At 60.5% G+C, this 16,897-nt stretch carries 12 protein-coding genes; 11 read left to right on the top strand and 1 reads right to left on the bottom strand.

All coding sequences use genetic code 11. From position 1 onward, the window contains the following. The first annotated feature begins 5 nt into the window (after window positions 1-5). The 9 genes from algK to CKW30_RS07200 all read left to right on the top strand — a co-directional run bounded on the left by algK (window position 6) and on the right by CKW30_RS07200 (window position 12,540). The gene (gene algK, locus CKW30_RS07240) at window positions 6-1,514 is read left to right on the top strand and encodes an alginate biosynthesis TPR repeat lipoprotein AlgK (RefSeq protein ID WP_177342702.1); all 1,509 of its coding nucleotides are present in this window, start codon (window positions 6-8) and stop codon (window positions 1,512-1,514) included. Next, complete coding sequence (locus CKW30_RS07235) at window positions 1,511-2,992, top strand: alginate export family protein (RefSeq protein ID WP_095180421.1); 1,482 nt, start codon at window positions 1,511-1,513, stop codon at window positions 2,990-2,992. Before algK ends, CKW30_RS07235 begins: the two co-directional genes overlap by 4 nt. A gap of 26 nt (window positions 2,993-3,018) precedes the next feature. Beyond that, window positions 3,019-4,590, top strand: coding sequence for a mannuronan 5-epimerase AlgG (gene algG / locus CKW30_RS07230; RefSeq protein ID WP_073473915.1), 1,572 nt, complete (start codon window positions 3,019-3,021; stop codon window positions 4,588-4,590). Between the two features lie 11 nt (window positions 4,591-4,601). Beyond that, the gene (locus CKW30_RS07225) at window positions 4,602-6,068 is read left to right on the top strand and encodes an alginate O-acetyltransferase (protein WP_095180420.1); all 1,467 of its coding nucleotides are present in this window, start codon (window positions 4,602-4,604) and stop codon (window positions 6,066-6,068) included. An 8-nt stretch (window positions 6,069-6,076) separates the two neighbouring features. Further along, window positions 6,077-7,189, top strand: coding sequence for a mannuronate-specific alginate lyase (locus CKW30_RS07220; protein ID WP_095180419.1), 1,113 nt, complete (start codon window positions 6,077-6,079; stop codon window positions 7,187-7,189). A gap of 271 nt (window positions 7,190-7,460) precedes the next feature. Further along, entirely contained in the window at window positions 7,461-9,026 is a 1,566-nt protein-coding gene (locus CKW30_RS07215) for an MBOAT family protein (protein WP_041479485.1), read from the top strand. Window positions 9,027-9,036: 10 nt separating this feature from the next. Then, window positions 9,037-10,209, top strand: a complete 1,173-nt coding sequence (locus CKW30_RS07210) for an alginate O-acetyltransferase (protein ID WP_041479484.1) — start codon at window positions 9,037-9,039, stop codon at window positions 10,207-10,209. A 14-nt stretch (window positions 10,210-10,223) separates the two neighbouring features. Continuing rightward, complete coding sequence (locus CKW30_RS07205; RefSeq protein WP_095180418.1) at window positions 10,224-10,880, top strand: alginate O-acetyltransferase AlgF; 657 nt, start codon at window positions 10,224-10,226, stop codon at window positions 10,878-10,880. A gap of 208 nt (window positions 10,881-11,088) precedes the next feature. Then, window positions 11,089-12,540, top strand: coding sequence for a mannose-1-phosphate guanylyltransferase/mannose-6-phosphate isomerase (locus CKW30_RS07200; RefSeq protein WP_024011673.1), 1,452 nt, complete (start codon window positions 11,089-11,091; stop codon window positions 12,538-12,540). Window positions 12,541-12,619: 79 nt separating this feature from the next. Here the strand turns inward: CKW30_RS07200 and CKW30_RS07195 are convergent, their stop codons facing one another. After that, window positions 12,620-15,364 carry an RHS repeat domain-containing protein gene (locus CKW30_RS07195; RefSeq protein ID WP_177434202.1) on the bottom strand — a complete coding sequence of 915 codons (2,745 nt, stop codon included), beginning with the start codon at window positions 15,362-15,364 and terminating at the stop codon, window positions 12,620-12,622. Between the two features lie 170 nt (window positions 15,365-15,534). Here CKW30_RS07195 and CKW30_RS07190 point away from each other — a divergent pair, with 170 nt between their 5' ends. Next, window positions 15,535-15,999, top strand: coding sequence for a hypothetical protein (locus CKW30_RS07190; protein ID WP_056783040.1), 465 nt, complete (start codon window positions 15,535-15,537; stop codon window positions 15,997-15,999). Window positions 16,000-16,034: 35 nt separating this feature from the next. Continuing rightward, a complete protein-coding gene (locus CKW30_RS07185) occupies window positions 16,035-16,859 on the top strand; it encodes an SDR family oxidoreductase (RefSeq protein WP_095180417.1) in 825 nt (274 codons plus the stop codon). Window positions 16,860-16,897 lie beyond the last annotated feature (38 nt).

The following is a 16,897-nucleotide window of genomic DNA, read 5'->3' as shown; positions in this document are numbered from 1 at the left end:
AGGACATGCCTGTGACTACGCATAACTTGAACACACCGCCGACCCTGTGGGAGCGAGCCTGCTCGCGAAAGGGCCAGCGCGGTTTGTCTGAAGTACCGAGTCGACTGCTTCGCGAGCAGGCTCGCTCCCACATGGGATTGATGGTGTGCTCGCTGGCACTGGCAGTTTCTCTGGCCGGTTGCGCCGGGCTGCCCGATCAGCGTCTGGCCAACGAAGCGCTCAAGCGTGGCGACACCGCCACCGCTGCGCAGAATTACCAGCAACTGGCCGATCTGGGTTATAGCGAGGCGCAAGTCGGCCTGGCCGATATCCAGGTCGACAGCCGTGACCCGGCGCAGATGAAACAGGCCGAGGCGACTTACCGCGCAGCGGCCAGCGTGTCGCCGCGTGCCCAGGCACGTCTCGGTCGTTTGCTGGTGGCCAAGCCGGGCTCCACCGAAGCCGAGCACCACGAAGCCGAAACCCTGCTGAAAAAAGCCGCCGCCAATGGCGAAGGCAACACGTTGATCCCGCTGGCGATGCTGTACCTGCAATACCCGCACAGCTTCCCCAACATCAACGCGCAGCAGCAGATCGATCAGTGGCGCAAGTCGGGCTACCCGGAAGCGGGCCTGGCGCAGGTGCTGCTGTATCGCACCCAGGGCACTTACGACCAGCATCTGGATGACGTGGAAAAGATCTGCAAGGCCGCGCTCAACACCACTGACATCTGCTACGTCGAACTGGCCACCGTTTACCAGAAACGTGGCCAGGCGGACCAACAGGCCGAGCTGATCAAGCAGATGCAGGCCGGTTACAGCCGTGGCACCGTCACCGCGCAGCGTGTCGACTCCGTAGCCCGCGTGCTGGCCGATTCGACCCTGGGCAAGACTGACGAAAAAACCGCGCAGGCGCTGCTCGAGCCGATCGCTCCGGGCTACCCGGCATCGTGGGTCACCCTCGCCCAACTGCTTTACGACTTCCCCGAACTGGGCGACGTCGACCAGATGATGAAGTACCTGGACAACGGTCGCGCCGCCGACCAGCCGCGCGCCGAACTGCTGCTGGGCAAGGTCTACTACGAAGGCAAAATGGTCCCGGCCGATGCGAAAGTCGCCGAGGAACACTTCCAGAAAGCCGTTGGCCGCGAAGTCGCCGCCGACTACTACCTCGGCCAGATCTACCGTCGTGGCTACCTGGGCAAGGTCTATCCGCAGAAGGCTCTGGACCACCTGCTGACCGCTGCGCGCAACGGCCAGAACAGTGCCGACTTCGCCATCGCCCAGTTGTTTTCCCAAGGCAAGGGTACCAAGCCCGACCCGCTGAACGCCTACGTATTCAGCCAACTGGCCAAGGCGCAGAACACCCCGCAAGCCGATGAACTGGCAGCGACACTCGAGGCGCAATTGCCGCCCGAGCGCCTGCCCGAAGCCCGCCGCCTGTTGCAACAGGAACAGGCCAGCCGTGGCGCCCTGAACTCGAACACGCTGCAACTGCACGCCCTGCAAGAAGAAGACGGCGAGGAAAAACTATGAAGCTGAACCCATTCGTGAAGGCCGGTATTGGCCTCACCTTCGCGCTGCTCTGGTCTTGCCCGACACTGGCTGCGATGACTGAAACCAAGAATTTCGGTCTGGAAGTGAAACTCACCGGCCAGTCCGAAGACGACCGTGACCTCGGCACTGCCGGCGGCGGTGACGTCAATGGCGTGGGCCTCGACCTGCGTCCCTGGATCTACGGCGAAAGCGGCGCGTGGAGCGCCTACGCGATGGGTCAGGCAGTGACCTCGACCGACATCATCGAGACCGACACCCTGCAACAATCGGACGGTGAACAAGCCACCGACAACAGTGATCGCAAAACCAAGAAGAACTACCTGGCGATGCGCGAGTTCTGGGTCGGCTACAGCGGCCTCACCCCGTACCCGGGCGAGATGCTCAAGTTCGGTCGCCAGCGTCTGCGCAATGACGACGGCCAATGGCGCGACACCAACATCGAAGCGCTGAACTGGACCTTCGACACCACCCTGCTGCGCGCCAATGCCGGTGTTGCCGAGCGTTTCAGCGAATACCGCACCGACTTGAAAGAGCTGGCGCCGAAAGACAAGGATCGCCTGCACGCCTACGCCGACGCTGCTTACCAGTGGACACCGGGCCAGTGGGTCGGCATTCGCGGCCACCACACTCACGATGACGGCAAACTCGATTACGCCGAGCCGGGCGTCCCGCGCGACTCGCTGGACAAGACCGAGAACGGCGACATCAGCTGGATCGGACTGACTGCCGACAGCGACGCCTACAACTGGCGCAACACCAACACCGTCAACTACTGGGGCAGCATCACCGGCATGAGCGGCGACCGCGACACGGTCAATGCGCTGAACGCCGACGGCACGCGCCCGACACAAGCCAAGCGCAGCGATGACATCAGCGGCTGGGCAGCCGATGTCGGCGTGCGTCTGCGCCTCGATCCGCAGTGGCAAGTCGGCGGTGCATACGCCCGCGCCAGTGCCGATTACGAACAGAACGGTCTGGAGAGCAACCGCTCCAACTACACCGGTACCCGCTCGCGCGTGCAGCGTTTCGGCGAAGCGTTCCGTGGCGAAATGAACAACATGCAGACCGCCACCCTGTTCGGTTCCTGGATGGTCAACGACGAGTACGACGCCAGCCTGATCTACCACAAGTTCTGGCGTGTCGACGGCAACAAGCCGGTCGGCAGCAACGGCATCAATGCGGTGGAAAACAACACCGACGACGTCACCGGCGCAATCCTCTCCAGCACATCCTTGCCGCTTGAAGATGGCAACAAGGACCTCGGTCAGGAAATGGACCTGGTCGTCACCAAGTACTTCAAGCAAGGCCTGTTGCCGGCGGCGTTGAGCCAGTCGATCGACGAGCCTTCGGCACTGGTGCGATTCCGTGGCGGTGTGTTCAAACCGGGCGATGCCTACGGCAGCCAGGTTGATTCCTACATGCACCGCGCATTCATTGACGTGATCTGGCGCTTCTGATGCAAACCGCCAAGGGAGTGCCCGACATGATCAGCACCAGAACAGGCTCACTCAGCCTGCTGGCCGGCGCGATGCTGCTGGCCAGCGCCGGCGCCTTCGCCAATGTTGAACCGGCGAAACCTGCGACCGTGGCCAAGGAACTGCAACAGGCCAAGACCTACACCGTCAGCAGCGCGCCGACCGACGCACTGAAACTGGCCAAGCCGACACTGCCCGACCTCTCCGGCTTCACCGCCGAAGCCGCTGCCGCGAAGATCGTGCGCAGCAAACCGGGCAAGATCAGTGTGCGCCGGATGATGCAGGAAAACGCCCTGAAGGACTTCATCGGCGGCGATAACAAGATGGCCGAATGGGTGGTGCGTCAGCACGGCATCCCGCAGGCGATCTTCATCGACGACGGCTACATGAACCTCAAGGATCTGGCGAAAAAACTGCCCAAGCAGTATTTCAGCGAGACGTCCCCGGGCGTGTATCTGGCCAAATTGCCGATCGTCGTCGGCGAGAAAGGCATCCTCGAAATCGACGGTCAGACCCAGGAACTGCGCCTGTCCCAAGAGGCCGGTTCGTTCCTGGTCAACGACGGCAAACTGTTCGTGCGTGACACTAAAGTCACCGGCTGGCGCGAGAAGGACAACGGCCCGGCGACCTTCCGTTCGCCGAAGGAATTCCGTCCGTTCCTGCTCTCCTGGGGCGGCACCGAGACCTACATCGTCAACAGCAAGATGGCCAGCTTCGGTTACGCCAACAGTAAGTCGTACGGGGTGAGTATTTCCCAGTACACGCCGAACATGGCCAAAGTCCTCAAGCGCCCGGAACCGACCGGCTGGATCGTCGGCTCCGAGTTCTCGGACATGTGGTACGGCTTCTACTGCTACGAAACCAGCGACTTTGTGGTCAAGGGCAACACCTACAAAGACAACATCGTCTACGGCATCGACCCGCATGACCGCTCGCACCGTCTGATCATTGCCGAGAACACCGTTCATGGCACGAAGAAGAAGCACGGGATCATCATTTCCCGTGAGGTCAACGACAGCTTCATCTTCAACAACAAGAGTTTCGACAACAAGTTGTCGGGCCTGGTGATCGACCGTAACAGCGTCAACAACATCATTGCCTACAACGAGATCTACAAGAACCACACCGACGGCATCACGCTCTACGAGTCTGCCGACAACCTGCTGTGGGGCAACAAGGTCATCAGCAATACCCGTCACGGCATTCGTATTCGTAACAGCGTGAACATCCGCCTCTACGAAAACGTTGCCATGACCAACGGCCTGACCGGTATCTACGGCCACATCAAGGACCTGACCGACACCGACCGTGACATCAAGCTCGACCCGTTCGACGCGCAGGTCTCGCTGATCGTCGTCGGCGGCGAGCTGGCGGCCAATGGCAGCGGTCCGCTGTCGATCGACTCGCCGCTGAGTGTCGAGCTGTATCGCGTGTCGATGCTGGCGCCGACCAAGTCCAGCGGGATCAGCTTCAACGGCATCCTCGGCGAGCGCCAGGATGAAATTCTCGATCTGTTGGTGCGCCAGCAGAAAGCCGTGCTGATCGACCCTGTCGAACGCCAGACCGAATTGCAGGACTGAGGATAATTTTTATGCACCCACACATGATCAAACTGCTCAGCCTCTCGGCCCTGACTCTCGGCATTCTCGCTGCCGGCAACGCCCGCGCCGACGCTGAAGGCGCAAGCGTCACGCCACCGAAGTTCACCGCCGAGCCGTGCTGCAACCTGTGCCCGGCGGCCCATGACGCGAAGAACTACACCACGCGTTATCAGCAGAACTTCACCACCCTGGTACAGGCTCAGGGCGACTGGCTGTTCCGTACCCAGGAAGACCTGCGCACCGAGTTCAACACCACGCCGGCCGGCTACAAGCGCCTGCAGCAGTTGCACGATGCGTTCAAGAGCAAAGGCGTCGAGCTGGTGATCGTTTACCAGCCGACCCGTGGCCTGGTGAACCGCAACAAGCTCAACCCGCAGGAAAAAGCCGCGTTCGATTACGAAAAAGCGCTGGGCAACTACAAGACCATGCTCGGCCGTTTCGCCAAGATGGGCTACGTGGTGCCGGACCTGTCGCCACTGACCAACGAATCGCTGCCGGACACCCTGCCCGCCCACGATTTCTACTTCCGTGGCGACCAGCACTGGACACCTTACGGTGCCCAGCGCACGGCAAAAATCGTCGCCGAAAAGGTCAAGCAGATCCCGGCCTTCGCCGACATTCCCAAGCGTGAATTCGAGACCAAGCGCTCCGGGCGCATGGGCAAGACCGGCACTCTGCACAACATGGCCGGGCAACTGTGCGGCACCAGCTATGCGATCCAGTACATGGACCAGTTCACCACCGAGCCGAAAGGCGAGGCAGGCGACGGCGATCTGTTCGGCGATTCCGGCAATCCGCAGATCACCCTGGTCGGTACGTCGCACAGCGGCAAGAACTACAACTTCGCCGGCTTCCTCGAAGAAGCCATCGGCGCCGACATCCTCAACGTGGCCTTCCCCGGCGGCGGTTTCGAAGGTTCGATGCTGCAGTACCTGGGCAGCGAAGAATTCCAGAAGACCCCGCCGAAGATTCTCATCTGGGAATTCTCGCCGCTGTATCGCCTCGACCAGGAAACCATCTATCGCCAGATGATGGCGCTGCTGGATAACGGTTGCGAAGGCAAGGACGCGCAGATGTCCGCCAGCGCCACGCTGAAGCCGGGCAGCAAGCAAGAACTGCTGGTCAACAGCAAGAACCTGAACCTGCAGAACGCCAACCATCAGGTTGATATCCGCTTCGCCGACACCTCGGTGAAAACCCTGCAAGCCACCCTCTGGTACATGAACGGTCGCCACGAGGACATCAAGATCGAGAAACCGGAAACCTCCGACACCGACGGTCGTTTCGCCTTTGAGCTGCGCACGGACGAAGACTGGGCCTCGCAAAACCTGCTGGCAGTCGAAGTCCAGGGTCCTGAAGCCGGACCTGGCGCCGCGCCACAAAAAGTCGAAGCGAAAATCTGCAAACGCAACGTATTCCCGGGCGTCGGTCAACAGACCGCGCAGCTCGGGCAATGAGGTCTGCTATGCGAAATCCGAAACTGAAAAATCTGTTGGCACCGACACTCCTGAGCCTGGCGATGTTCGCCGGGGCAACTCAGGCCGCCGCGCCATTGCGTCCACCGCAGGGCTACTTCGCCCCGGTGGATAAATTCAAGACCGGCGACAAGAGCGACGGCTGCGACGCGATGCCGGCGCCATACACCGGTCCGCTGCAATTTCGCAGCAAATACGAAGGTTCGGACAAGGCCCGCGCGACGCTGAATGTGCAGTCGGAAAAAGCCTTTCGCGACACCACCAAAGACATCACCACGCTGGAGCGCGGCACCGCCAAGCGCGTCATGCAGTTCATGCGCGACGGTCGCCCGGAGCAGCTCGAATGCACGCTCAACTGGCTGACCGCATGGGCCAAGGCTGACGCGTTGATGTCCAAAGACTTCAACCACACCGGCAAGTCGATGCGCAAATGGGCACTGGGCAGCATGGCCTCGTCGTACATTCGCCTGAAGTTTTCCGACTCGCATCCGCTGGCCCAGCATCAGCAGGAAGCGCAGGTGATCGAAGCCTGGTTCAGCAAAATGGCCGATCAGGTGGTCAGCGACTGGGACAACCTGCCGCTGGAAAAAACCAACAACCACTCGTACTGGGCCGCCTGGTCGGTGATGGCCACCGCCGTCGCCACCAACCGCCGCGACCTGTTCGACTGGGCGGTGAAGGAATACAAGGTCGGCGTCAACCAGGTCGACGCCGACGGATTCCTGCCCAACGAACTCAAGCGCCAGCAACGCGCCCTCGCCTATCACAACTACGCCCTGCCGCCGCTGGCGATGATCGCCAGTTTCGCCCAGGTCAACGGTGTCGATCTGCGTCAGGAAAACAATGGCGCACTGAAGCGTCTGGGTGACCGCGTGTTGGCCGGCGTGAAGGACCCTGACGAGTTCGAAGAAAAGAACGGCAAAAAGCAGGACATGACCGACCTGAAAGAGGACATGAAATTCGCCTGGCTCGAACCGTTCTGCACGCTCTACACCTGTGCGCCGGATGTGATCGAGAAGAAACGCGACATGCAACCGTTCAAGACTTTCCGTCTTGGCGGCGACCTGACCAAGGTCTACGACCCGTCGCATGAAAAGGGCTAAAAGCCCCTCACCCTAACCCTCTCCCGGAGGGAGAGGGGACTGACCGAGGTGGCTGTGCGAGTTACGTCGAAATGAAATACCGAGTCGATCTCCATTTTTGAAAACCATGGAGATCAGGCTCCCTCTCCCTCCGGGAGAGGGCGGGGGGTGAGGGGCGCGGTTTGACGGCCAGCCCAGACCTCAAGCAAACACTGTGTCACCCCTCCACTACCACGGGGGGTTTGGGGGGGCTTTGGCCCTTGACTGTTGGTTCAAACATGGAGAGATCGGGATGGTATTTTCATCCAACGTGTTCCTGTTTCTGTTCTTGCCGATCTTTCTCGGCTTGTACTACCTGAGCGGGCAACGCTATCGCAACCTGCTGCTGCTGATCGCCAGCTATGTGTTCTACGCCTGGTGGCGGGTGGACTTCCTCGCGCTGTTCGCAGCGGTCACGTTGTGGAACTACTGGATCGGCCTGAAAGTCGGTGCCGCTGGCGTCAGAACCAAACCGGCGCAGCGCTGGCTGCTGCTCGGCGTGGCCGTCGACCTGTGCATCCTCGGCTACTTCAAGTACGCCAACTTCGGTGTCGACAGCATCAACGAAATCATGACTTCGTTCGGTCTCGAGCCGTTCATCCTCACCCACGTGCTGCTGCCGATCGGTATTTCGTTCTACATCTTCGAATCGATCAGCTACATCATCGACGTGTACCGTGGCGACACTCCGGCCACGCGCAACCTGATCGACTTCGCAGCATTCGTGGCGATCTTCCCGCACCTGATTGCCGGCCCGGTTCTGCGTTTCCGCGACCTCGCCGATCAGTTCAACAACCGCACGCACACCCTCGACAAGTTCTCCGAGGGCTGCACGCGGTTCATGCAGGGTTTCATCAAGAAGGTCTTCATCGCCGACACCCTCGCCGTGGTCGCCGACCATTGCTTCGCCTTGCAAAATCCGACCACGGGTGATGCCTGGCTCGGTGCGCTGGCGTACACCGCGCAGCTGTACTTCGACTTCTCCGGTTACAGCGACATGGCCATCGGTCTGGGCTTGATGATGGGTTTCCGCTTCATGGAAAACTTCAAGCAGCCGTATATCAGCCAGTCGATCACCGAGTTCTGGCGCCGCTGGCACATCAGCCTCTCCACCTGGCTGCGTGACTACCTGTACATCACCCTCGGCGGTAACCGTAAAGGCACGCTGATGACCTATCGCAATCTGTTCCTGACCATGCTTCTGGGTGGTCTGTGGCACGGCGCGAATATCACTTACATCATCTGGGGCGCCTGGCACGGCATGTGGCTGGCGATCGAAAAAATGCTCGGCCTGAACACTTCGCCGCGCAGCCTCAACCCGATCCGCTGGGCACTGACCTTCCTGCTGGTGGTGATGGGCTGGGTGATCTTCCGTGCCGAGAATCTGCACGTCGCCGGTCGCATGTACGGTGCAATGTTCAGCTTCGGCGACTGGTCGCTGTCGGAACTCAATCAGGCCAGCCTCACCGGTCTGCAAGTAGCGACTCTGGTGGTGGCTTACGTAACCCTGGCGTTCTTCGGCCTGCGTGATCTGTATACCAATCAGCCGCCAGCCAAGACCAAACCGGAAGTCAACGTCGAGGCCAATGGTCCTGCCACGGCGACGCCGGGAATGATCAAGGCAGCGCCTGGGGAAAATCCGGCGAGCATCCACGAACCTGGCTACACCGTTGGCGTCGAAGCCCAGGTGCAACCGGCTTACTGGACCGCTGACTGGTCGCGCTACGTGATGCGCGGGCTGATCCTGCTGCTGTTCATCGCCTCGATTCTCAAACTCTCGGCGCAAAGCTTCTCGCCGTTCCTTTACTTCCAGTTCTGAGGGATCTGACATGACCCGCTCATTACGCATCTTCTACATCGCCCTGTTCCTGGTGACGCTGTTGGTCCTGGGTCTGTGGTCGGTTCGCAGCTTCTTCGGCTTCAGCACCAACGCTGATGCGACGGTGCTCAACGGCCGCTGGACGAAGGCGGTGGAAACCCACTATGACGATGAATTCCCGATCAAGCGTCTGGGCACCAACCTCTGGGCCGCGCTGGATTTCAAACTGTTCAACGAAGGTCGTCCGGGCGTCGTGCTCGGCCGCGACCAGTGGTTGTACAGCGATGAGGAATTCAACCCGATCGTCAACGAACAGCAGAACCTGCAAGGCAACTACGCGCTGGTCGAAGGCGTGCGTCAGACCCTGAAAGAGAAAGGCGTGAAACTGGTGATGGCGATCGTTCCAGCCAAGGTGCGTCTGTACCCGGAGCATCTGGGTGAAGTGAAGCCTTCGAGCATTCACCAGAATCTGTACCAGGATTTCCACGCCCGTGTCGCGGCCGACAAGATCCTCGCCCCTGACCTGCTCGGCCCGCTGCAACAGGCCAAGCAGAACGGTGAGCAGGTGTTCCTGCGCACCGACACCCACTGGACGCCGGAAGGCGCCGAGATCGCCGCCAATACGCTGGCGAAAACCATTGCCGAGAAATTCCCGCTGAGCGGCGAGCCACAGCGCTTCGTTACCACGCCAGCAGAGAAGGTCACGCACAAGGGCGATCTGCGTCTGTTCCTGCCACTCGATCCGCTGTTCGAAAACATGATGCCGGCGCCTGAGCCACTGCTCAAACGCAACACCGTTGCCGCCGAACAGCCTGCCGGTGACGACGCCCTGTTCGCCAACAGCGAAGTACCGGTCGCGCTGATCGGCACCAGCTACAGCGCCAACCCCAACTGGAACTTCGTCGGTGCGCTCAAACAAGCGCTGCACAGTGACGTCGTCAACTACGCCGAAGACGGCCACGGCCCGATTCTGCCGATGCTCAGCTACCTGAAAAGCGATGACTTCAAGAACAGCCCGCCACAAGTGCTGATCTGGGAGTTTCCTGAACGATATCTGCCTGTGAACAACGAAATCGGCGACGCCGACCCGCAGTGGGTCGCAGAGCTCAAACAAGCCGGCGCCCGCCAACAAAACGTAGCCATCAACACTAAATCCGAGACGCCCGATCGGGCGCAAAACTGAAAGAGAGGTACACCATGACTTTCACTACTACTCCTCGTCGTCTCGCTAAAAGCTTCGCACTGGTTGCTGGCCTCAGCGTACTTTCCGTCCCAGCCTTCGCCGGTGGCGACGCCGCGCTGTACGGCCCGACCGCTCCGAAAGGCTCGACCTTCGTGCGTGTCTACAACGCCAGCAACGCCGAAGTCAGCGCGACTGTCGGCAGCACCAACCTGAGCGATATCGCGCCACTGGCCAGCAGCGACTTCAGCTTCATGCCGGGCGGCGATTACAGCGCCAAGGTCGGCAGCCAGACCCTGCCGGTCAAACTCGCCGGTGACCACTACTACACCCTGGTCAACAACGCTTCCGGCGCGCCACAACTGATCGAAGAGCCGCCGTTCAAGAACAAGCAGAAATCCCTGGTGCGTGTACAGAACCTCAGCGACAAATCGCTGACCCTGAAAACCGCCGACGGCAAGACCGAAGTGGTGCCGAACGTCGCTGCCAAGGGCCGTGGCGAACGTGAAATCAACCCGGTGAAAGTCAGCCTGGCACTGTACGAAGGCGACAAGAAAGTCGGCGACGTGAAACCGGTCGCTCTGGAGCGTGGTGAGGCAGCCGTGCTGTACGTCACCGGCAACGGCAGCAACCTGTCGCCCGTATGGGTGAAACGCCCGGTGTCGACTCGCTAACCAATTTCCCGCAGAGACGCTGATCCCTGTAGGAGCTGTCGAGTGAAACGAGGCTGCGATCTTTTGATTTTGAAGATCAAGATCAACAGATCGCAGTCTTCGGCAGCTCCTACAAGGGATGCGGCGTCTTCGGAAACGAGACAAAAACAAGAGTGAAACGACACAACGTTCGTTGCTCTAACCAAATTGATTTTATGGAGTAAACATTATGATTCCGGTGATCTTGTCAGGTGGTAGCGGTTCGCGTCTGTGGCCTCTTTCGCGTAAGCAGTTCCCTAAACAATTCCTCGCCCTGACCGGCGAACACACACTGTTCCAGCAAACCCTCGAGCGTCTGGTGTTCGAAGGCATGGACACGCCAATCGTGGTCTGCAACAAAGAGCACCGTTTCATCGTCAACGAGCAACTGGCCGCGCGCAATCTGGAATGTCAGCGCATCCTGATGGAACCGTTCGGCCGCAACACGTCGCCGGCCGTGGCCCTGACCGCGATGATGCTGGTCAATGAAGGTCGTGACGAACTGATGCTGGTGCTGCCGGCCGACCACGTGCTGGAAGACCAGAAAGCCCTGCAACGTGCGCTGGCCCTGGCGACTGTCGCTGCCGAGAACGGCGAGATGGTCCTGTTCGGCGTGCCGGCAACCAAACCGGAAACCGGCTACGGCTACATCAAATCCACTGCTGATTCGCTGCTGCCCGAAGGCGTCAGCCGCGTCTCGCACTTCGTCGAAAAACCGGATGTGAAGCGCGCCACCGAGTACGTCGAATCCGGCGGTTACTACTGGAACAGCGGCATGTTCCTGTTCCGCGCCAGCCGCTTCCTCGAAGAACTGAAAAAGCACGATCCGGACATCTACGACACCTGCCTGCTGACCCTTGAGCGCAGCCAGCAGGACGCCGACACCATCACCTTCGACGAAGCCACCTTCGCCTGCTGCCCGGACAACTCCATCGACTACTCGGTGATGGAAAAAACCCAGCGCGCCTGCGTGGTGCCGCTGACCGCCGGCTGGAGCGATGTCGGCTGCTGGTCGTCGCTGTGGGAAGTCAACGAGAAAGACGCCAACGGCAACGTCAGCAAAGGCGATGTGGTCATCCAGGACAGCAAGAACTGCATGATCCACGGCAACGGCAAACTGGTCTCGGTGATCGGTCTGGAAAACATCGTCGTGGTCGAAACCAAGGACGCGATGATGATTGCCCACAAGGACAAGGTCCAGGGCGTCAAGCAGATGGTCAACACCCTCAATGCCCAGGGCCGCAGCGAAACCCAGAACCACTGCGAAGTCTATCGTCCGTGGGGCTCGTACGACTCGGTGGACATGGGCGGGCGTTTCCAGGTCAAGCACATCTCGGTCAAGCCGGGCGCGTGCCTGTCGCTGCAGATGCACCACCACCGCGCCGAACACTGGATCGTGGTCAGCGGCACCGCCGAAGTGACCTGCGACGAGAACGTGTTCCTGCTCACCGAAAACCAGTCGACCTACATCCCGATCGCCTCGGTGCATCGCCTGCGCAATCCGGGCAAAATCCCGCTGGAAATCATCGAAGTGCAGTCGGGTTCGTACTTGGGTGAAGACGATATCGAGCGTTTCGAAGATATCTACGGCCGCTCCACCCCGATCGAACGCGGCGTGTCGGTGAAAACCATCGCGCAGTAATCGCCTGCTGAAACAAGAAGCCCTCGTCCAGCCCGTTGCGTTCCCTATCCGCAGCGGGCTGGGTGGGGGCTTTTTTTGTCTAGCCGAAGACTGAATTGCGGCGTCTCGCCAGTGGTGAATCTTCATCGACCGACTCGCCTTCCGTCGCCTGCGCCAGCTCCGCTGGACCTTGTGTAAACGCGGCTGCAAACAGTTGCTGCGCCAACGGTGTGGGCGTTGATTCCGGTTCTGCGAACAACGGCTGCCGCCGGGCCGATCGATTGAAGGACTGCAAGTCGACCGCCGGACTGTTCGAGGAGATGGCAAGAGGCACGGCAACGGGTGTGCTGAGCAGTTTGTACTGAATCCGCGTCTGAGCCTCGGAAACCTGCATGGCATTGCCCATTGCCACACTCAGTGAGCCCACCAACTGAGCTGCGGGGTTAGCGGCGTGCATCAGCAGATTTCCGCCGATCTGGAAGCCTTTGGCCACGGCACCGCGCCTGGCTGCAAGCACTTGCGGTTCTTCGACAGGGCTGTTGAACGCAACGGACATGGGTCCCATGATCCGGCTGGTGGTCTCCTCCCCCAACACCCGATTCATTGTCGAAGAAACGAATTCACCGGAGTGGTACAGCACGGCCCCCGAAGGTGGCGCGGTGTGCGTCCGGACGGCGGCAATGACATGTGCCTGATGTGTGTTGAGCACGGAGTTGTCCCGGGCTCCCAGCTCTGCCAGCGCTACCGGTATTTCGCGGCGGTAGGCCTGGACGTCGGGATTTGGGTCATTCTCGAAGTAACGGCGCACGGGCTGCATGCCGGCGGCTTGCACGGGATTGACCAGTTTCTGGTCGGCAAGATCGTGATACACCCGGTCGCCAGCACGCTTGTCGGGCTTGTCGGGCTTGCGCCCGTCGCTGTCCCTGTAAGTCATTGGGTTGTTGCGCAGCGCGCGGTAGCGATTATGGCCGTCGATCGCTCCACCAGGATCGCTGTTCAGCCAGCGTTGCAGCCACGGCACGTAATAGCGAAACCCGTAATAGTAAAGTCCCGTGGCGTCACGTTCCTTTGCCGAATACCGCGCGGTCTTGTAGCTGACGTCGGGTTCTTCGGCCCACGCCGTTGCACCGAATGGATAAAAATGCTCGCGGCTGATCAGTTGCGCATCCGCGTCCAGCTCAAGACTGATTGAGCCCAGATGATCATTGAAACTGTATCGGTAGAGATTATTGAGGCCGGTCGGCGGTGCGCTTTGCCAATGCAGGACGCGTACGATATTGAGTCCGGTCCGCACGATGATCACCTGCAGGCTCTCACCGGTGCCGGTATCGGTGCGTAATTCCAGCGCTGGCAGATAACGCACCTGTGCAAGAAGACTGCGTGCAGAGGCCCGTGACGAACGCGTCTTGCATACCCGCTGACCGGCGCCGTCATAGAGATAGCTTTCACGATCATCGGCATCTGATCGGCGTGAGACGACCACGACCGAGTCCAGCTGGCAACGCAGATTCCACTGCAACCGGCGCCCCTGATCCAGCAACAACAAATTACCCCGCGAATCGAAAGCTGCAGCGATCTCTGCTTCAGAGGGCGGCTTACCGTCGTGCCACGGCAAACACCGATTGCTAAAGCGTGCGGCCTGCAGTTGGTGACCTGGACTCTGTTGGCCGACGTGAGTCAGCCCGCGCAAATTGCCGCCGGCGTCGTAATGATAGCGCTGGCTGTAATTGGCGACAGCGGTCGGCCCGCCACCGCCAACGCCGGCCTCCCAGCCAGTGGCATGGGACAACTGATAAAGACTGTCATAGCGGTAACGACTGACCGGCTCGATACGCTGGTTGGCGAACCAGCGCACGGGCAATGCCTGGTCTTCGATACTCGTTACATTGCCCATCGGGTCGTAGGCGTAGATCAGATGCTGCAGCACATTGCCTAGATTGTCCTGAGCATGGCGCGTGAGCAGGCGGCCGTCTTCGGGACGGTAGCTCAGCGTAGTCAGCACGCCGTTGCCTGCCAGTTCATCAGTGACTTGTCCGTAAGCGTCGTAGCGAATATCACTGACGACCGAATGGTTCTGAGTCTGAAGTTTGAGCCGTATTTCAACTGCGCGTAACTGGCCGTGGAGAGTCAGTGCGAAGGCCTGCCGATTGCCACCGGCATCGAACTGTTCGAGCACAGGTCCCAGCGGGGCATAGCGCCATTGTGTGGTTGCCCCTTGAGGTTCGAGCAACTTCTGTCGATCGGCGATAGCCTCTGGCCAATCCGCGGCAACCGGCTCAAGCGTGAAGTGACGGATGTTTTCACTGCACTGCCCGGTGATCGCAAACTGCGAGAACAGAACACTGCCACCGGGATCGTCATGACGAATCACTTGACCGAGCTGATTGCGCAGCGGATCGCCCGCGCCGGGGCGGCCATAGGCAAGGCGCTCGGAACAACGGCGAGGTACGCCGGTGCCTTCCTCGAACACCGCGACAGGTCGCAACAAGTCATCGTATGCAATTTCGCGGCATGTGCCACGGCTGTCCCAGTTGCACAACGTCTGGCCGGCCAAACCCGGCAACTGGACCTGGACTCCCGCATCGGTACTGTCCGAGCGCAGCGCGATATCGTTCAAGGCATGGACAGTGGTGAGGCTGGCGGGCGCTTGTGGATCATTCGCCTGCAACGCCCACAATCGCGCATCCCATTGTTTGACTGCACGGCCGGCGTTGTCGCGCAACGTCCGCTCGATCCGGGGCTCGCTTGCCAACGCCGCATCGGCGCGCCAGTAGTTGACGCTGAGGATGGCCAACCCGCGCGGATCGTTCACGGCAAGCGTTGGCGTATTGCTGTGGATGCCCATAGTGCGTCAACGTCCCAGTGTGCCCTTGGCTCATGAGAGCAAGCGCGAAACCGCATTCCTACTGTCAGAAATTACAGTCCCGACCAACGGTGCGCACAAACTCGTCCCGAATACCCATTGCGCCAAGCCTTCGGTAGGATGGGGCTCACTCACCCACGGAGCGCTCACGCATGTTCATCGGCATCCTGCTGGTCATTACCTGGTTGATCCTGCTGCTGCGCTACCCGGCCAAGGCCTTGCCGGTTTCGGTAGCCGCTGCGATTGGCTTGGGTTTCGTGGCCATGTGGGTGGTGTGGCTGGACAACCGCGAGATCAAGCAACTGGCGCGCCTGGAACTGCGCATTGCCTACGCTCCCGAGCAATGCCCGGCCGACCGTCCGCTGCAATTGAAAATGAACAATGGCAACAATGTGCCGCTGACCGAGCTGCGCTGGCGCATCGCCGCTTATGCGCCGGGCGATACGGTCAACCTGGCCGACAATCAATACACTGCCCCACGCTATCGCGGCCCCGGCGAATTGCAGGCCGGCGCGACCTGGGAAGACTGCTTGCCACTGCCGCCGCTGCGCCCCGGCTATCGTCCGCAAACCCTGGAGTTTCGCGCCGAGCATTTGCAAGGTAGTTTCTCCGACTGATCCCCTCCCCCGACTGTTTGCACAAGGAATGCGCCATGCCCGTTGCGTTGATTACCGGTTGTTCCAGCGGCATCGGCCGCGCCCTTGCCGACGCGTTCAAAGCCGCTGGCTACGAAGTCTGGGCCAGTGCGCGCAAGGCTGAAGATGTCAGCGCGCTGAGCGCTGCCGGTTTCACCGCTATCGAGCTGGACGTCAACGATGGCGCCGCGCTGGAACACCTCGCCGAGCGCCTCCGCCAGCAACATGGCGGCCTCGATGTACTGATCAACAACGCCGGTTACGGCGCGATGGGGCCGCTGCTCGACGGCGGCGTGCAGGCGATGCAGCGCCAGTTCGAGACCAACGTGTTTTCGATTGTTGGCGTCACCCGCGCGTTGTTTCCGCTGCTGCGTCCGGCCAAGGGGTTGGTGGTGAATATCGGCAGTGTGTCGGGTGTGCTGGTCACACCGTTTGCCGGCGCCTACTGCGCGTCGAAAGCGGCGGTGCATGCGCTTAGCGATGCATTGCGCATGGAGCTGGCACCGTTTGGCATCCGTGTGATGGAAGTCCAGCCCGGTGCGATTGAATCGAGTTTTGCGAAGAATGCCGGACATGAAGCCGAGCAGTTGATCAACGAGCAATCGCCGTGGTTTCCCCTGCGTGAAGGCATTCGGGCACGGGCCAAGGCATCGCAGGACAAGCCAACACCGGCCAGTGAGTTTGCGGCTGAGCTGTTGAAAGCGGTGCGGCAGAGCAAGCCGCCACGGCTGGTTCGCATCGGCAACGGCAGCCGGGCGTTGCCGTTATTGGCGGCGTTGTTGCCGAAGGGTTTGCTGGAATCGACGTTGATGAAGCGGTTCGGGTTGCGCGCCAAGCTCTGATCCCCAGTCGTTGCGACCAGCGGTAGCCAGACCTGTCA

Source organism: Pseudomonas sp. Irchel 3F6 (assembly GCF_900187595.1).
Taxonomy (GTDB): domain Bacteria; phylum Pseudomonadota; class Gammaproteobacteria; order Pseudomonadales; family Pseudomonadaceae; genus Aquipseudomonas; species Aquipseudomonas siliginis.
This window is presented reverse-complemented; position numbering and strand designations above follow the sequence as displayed.

Coding starts and splice junctions, on each gene's coding strand:
- CKW30_RS07200 (WP_024011673.1), top strand. CDS start 11,089: ATGATTCCGGTGATCTTGTCAGGTGGTAGCGGTTCGCGTCTGTGGCCT.
- CKW30_RS07205 (WP_095180418.1), top strand. CDS start 10,224: ATGACTTTCACTACTACTCCTCGTCGTCTCGCTAAAAGCTTCGCACTG.
- CKW30_RS07220 (WP_095180419.1), top strand. CDS start 6,077: ATGCGAAATCCGAAACTGAAAAATCTGTTGGCACCGACACTCCTGAGC.
- CKW30_RS07225 (WP_095180420.1), top strand. CDS start 4,602: ATGCACCCACACATGATCAAACTGCTCAGCCTCTCGGCCCTGACTCTC.
- CKW30_RS07210 (WP_041479484.1), top strand. CDS start 9,037: ATGACCCGCTCATTACGCATCTTCTACATCGCCCTGTTCCTGGTGACG.
- algK (WP_177342702.1), top strand. CDS start 6: ATGCCTGTGACTACGCATAACTTGAACACACCGCCGACCCTGTGGGAG.
- CKW30_RS07235 (WP_095180421.1), top strand. CDS start 1,511: ATGAAGCTGAACCCATTCGTGAAGGCCGGTATTGGCCTCACCTTCGCG.
- CKW30_RS07185 (WP_095180417.1), top strand. CDS start 16,035: ATGCCCGTTGCGTTGATTACCGGTTGTTCCAGCGGCATCGGCCGCGCC.
- algG (WP_073473915.1), top strand. CDS start 3,019: ATGATCAGCACCAGAACAGGCTCACTCAGCCTGCTGGCCGGCGCGATG.
- CKW30_RS07190 (WP_056783040.1), top strand. CDS start 15,535: ATGTTCATCGGCATCCTGCTGGTCATTACCTGGTTGATCCTGCTGCTG.
- CKW30_RS07195 (WP_177434202.1), bottom strand. CDS start 15,364: ATGGGCATCCACAGCAATACGCCAACGCTTGCCGTGAACGATCCGCGC.
- CKW30_RS07215 (WP_041479485.1), top strand. CDS start 7,461: ATGGTATTTTCATCCAACGTGTTCCTGTTTCTGTTCTTGCCGATCTTT.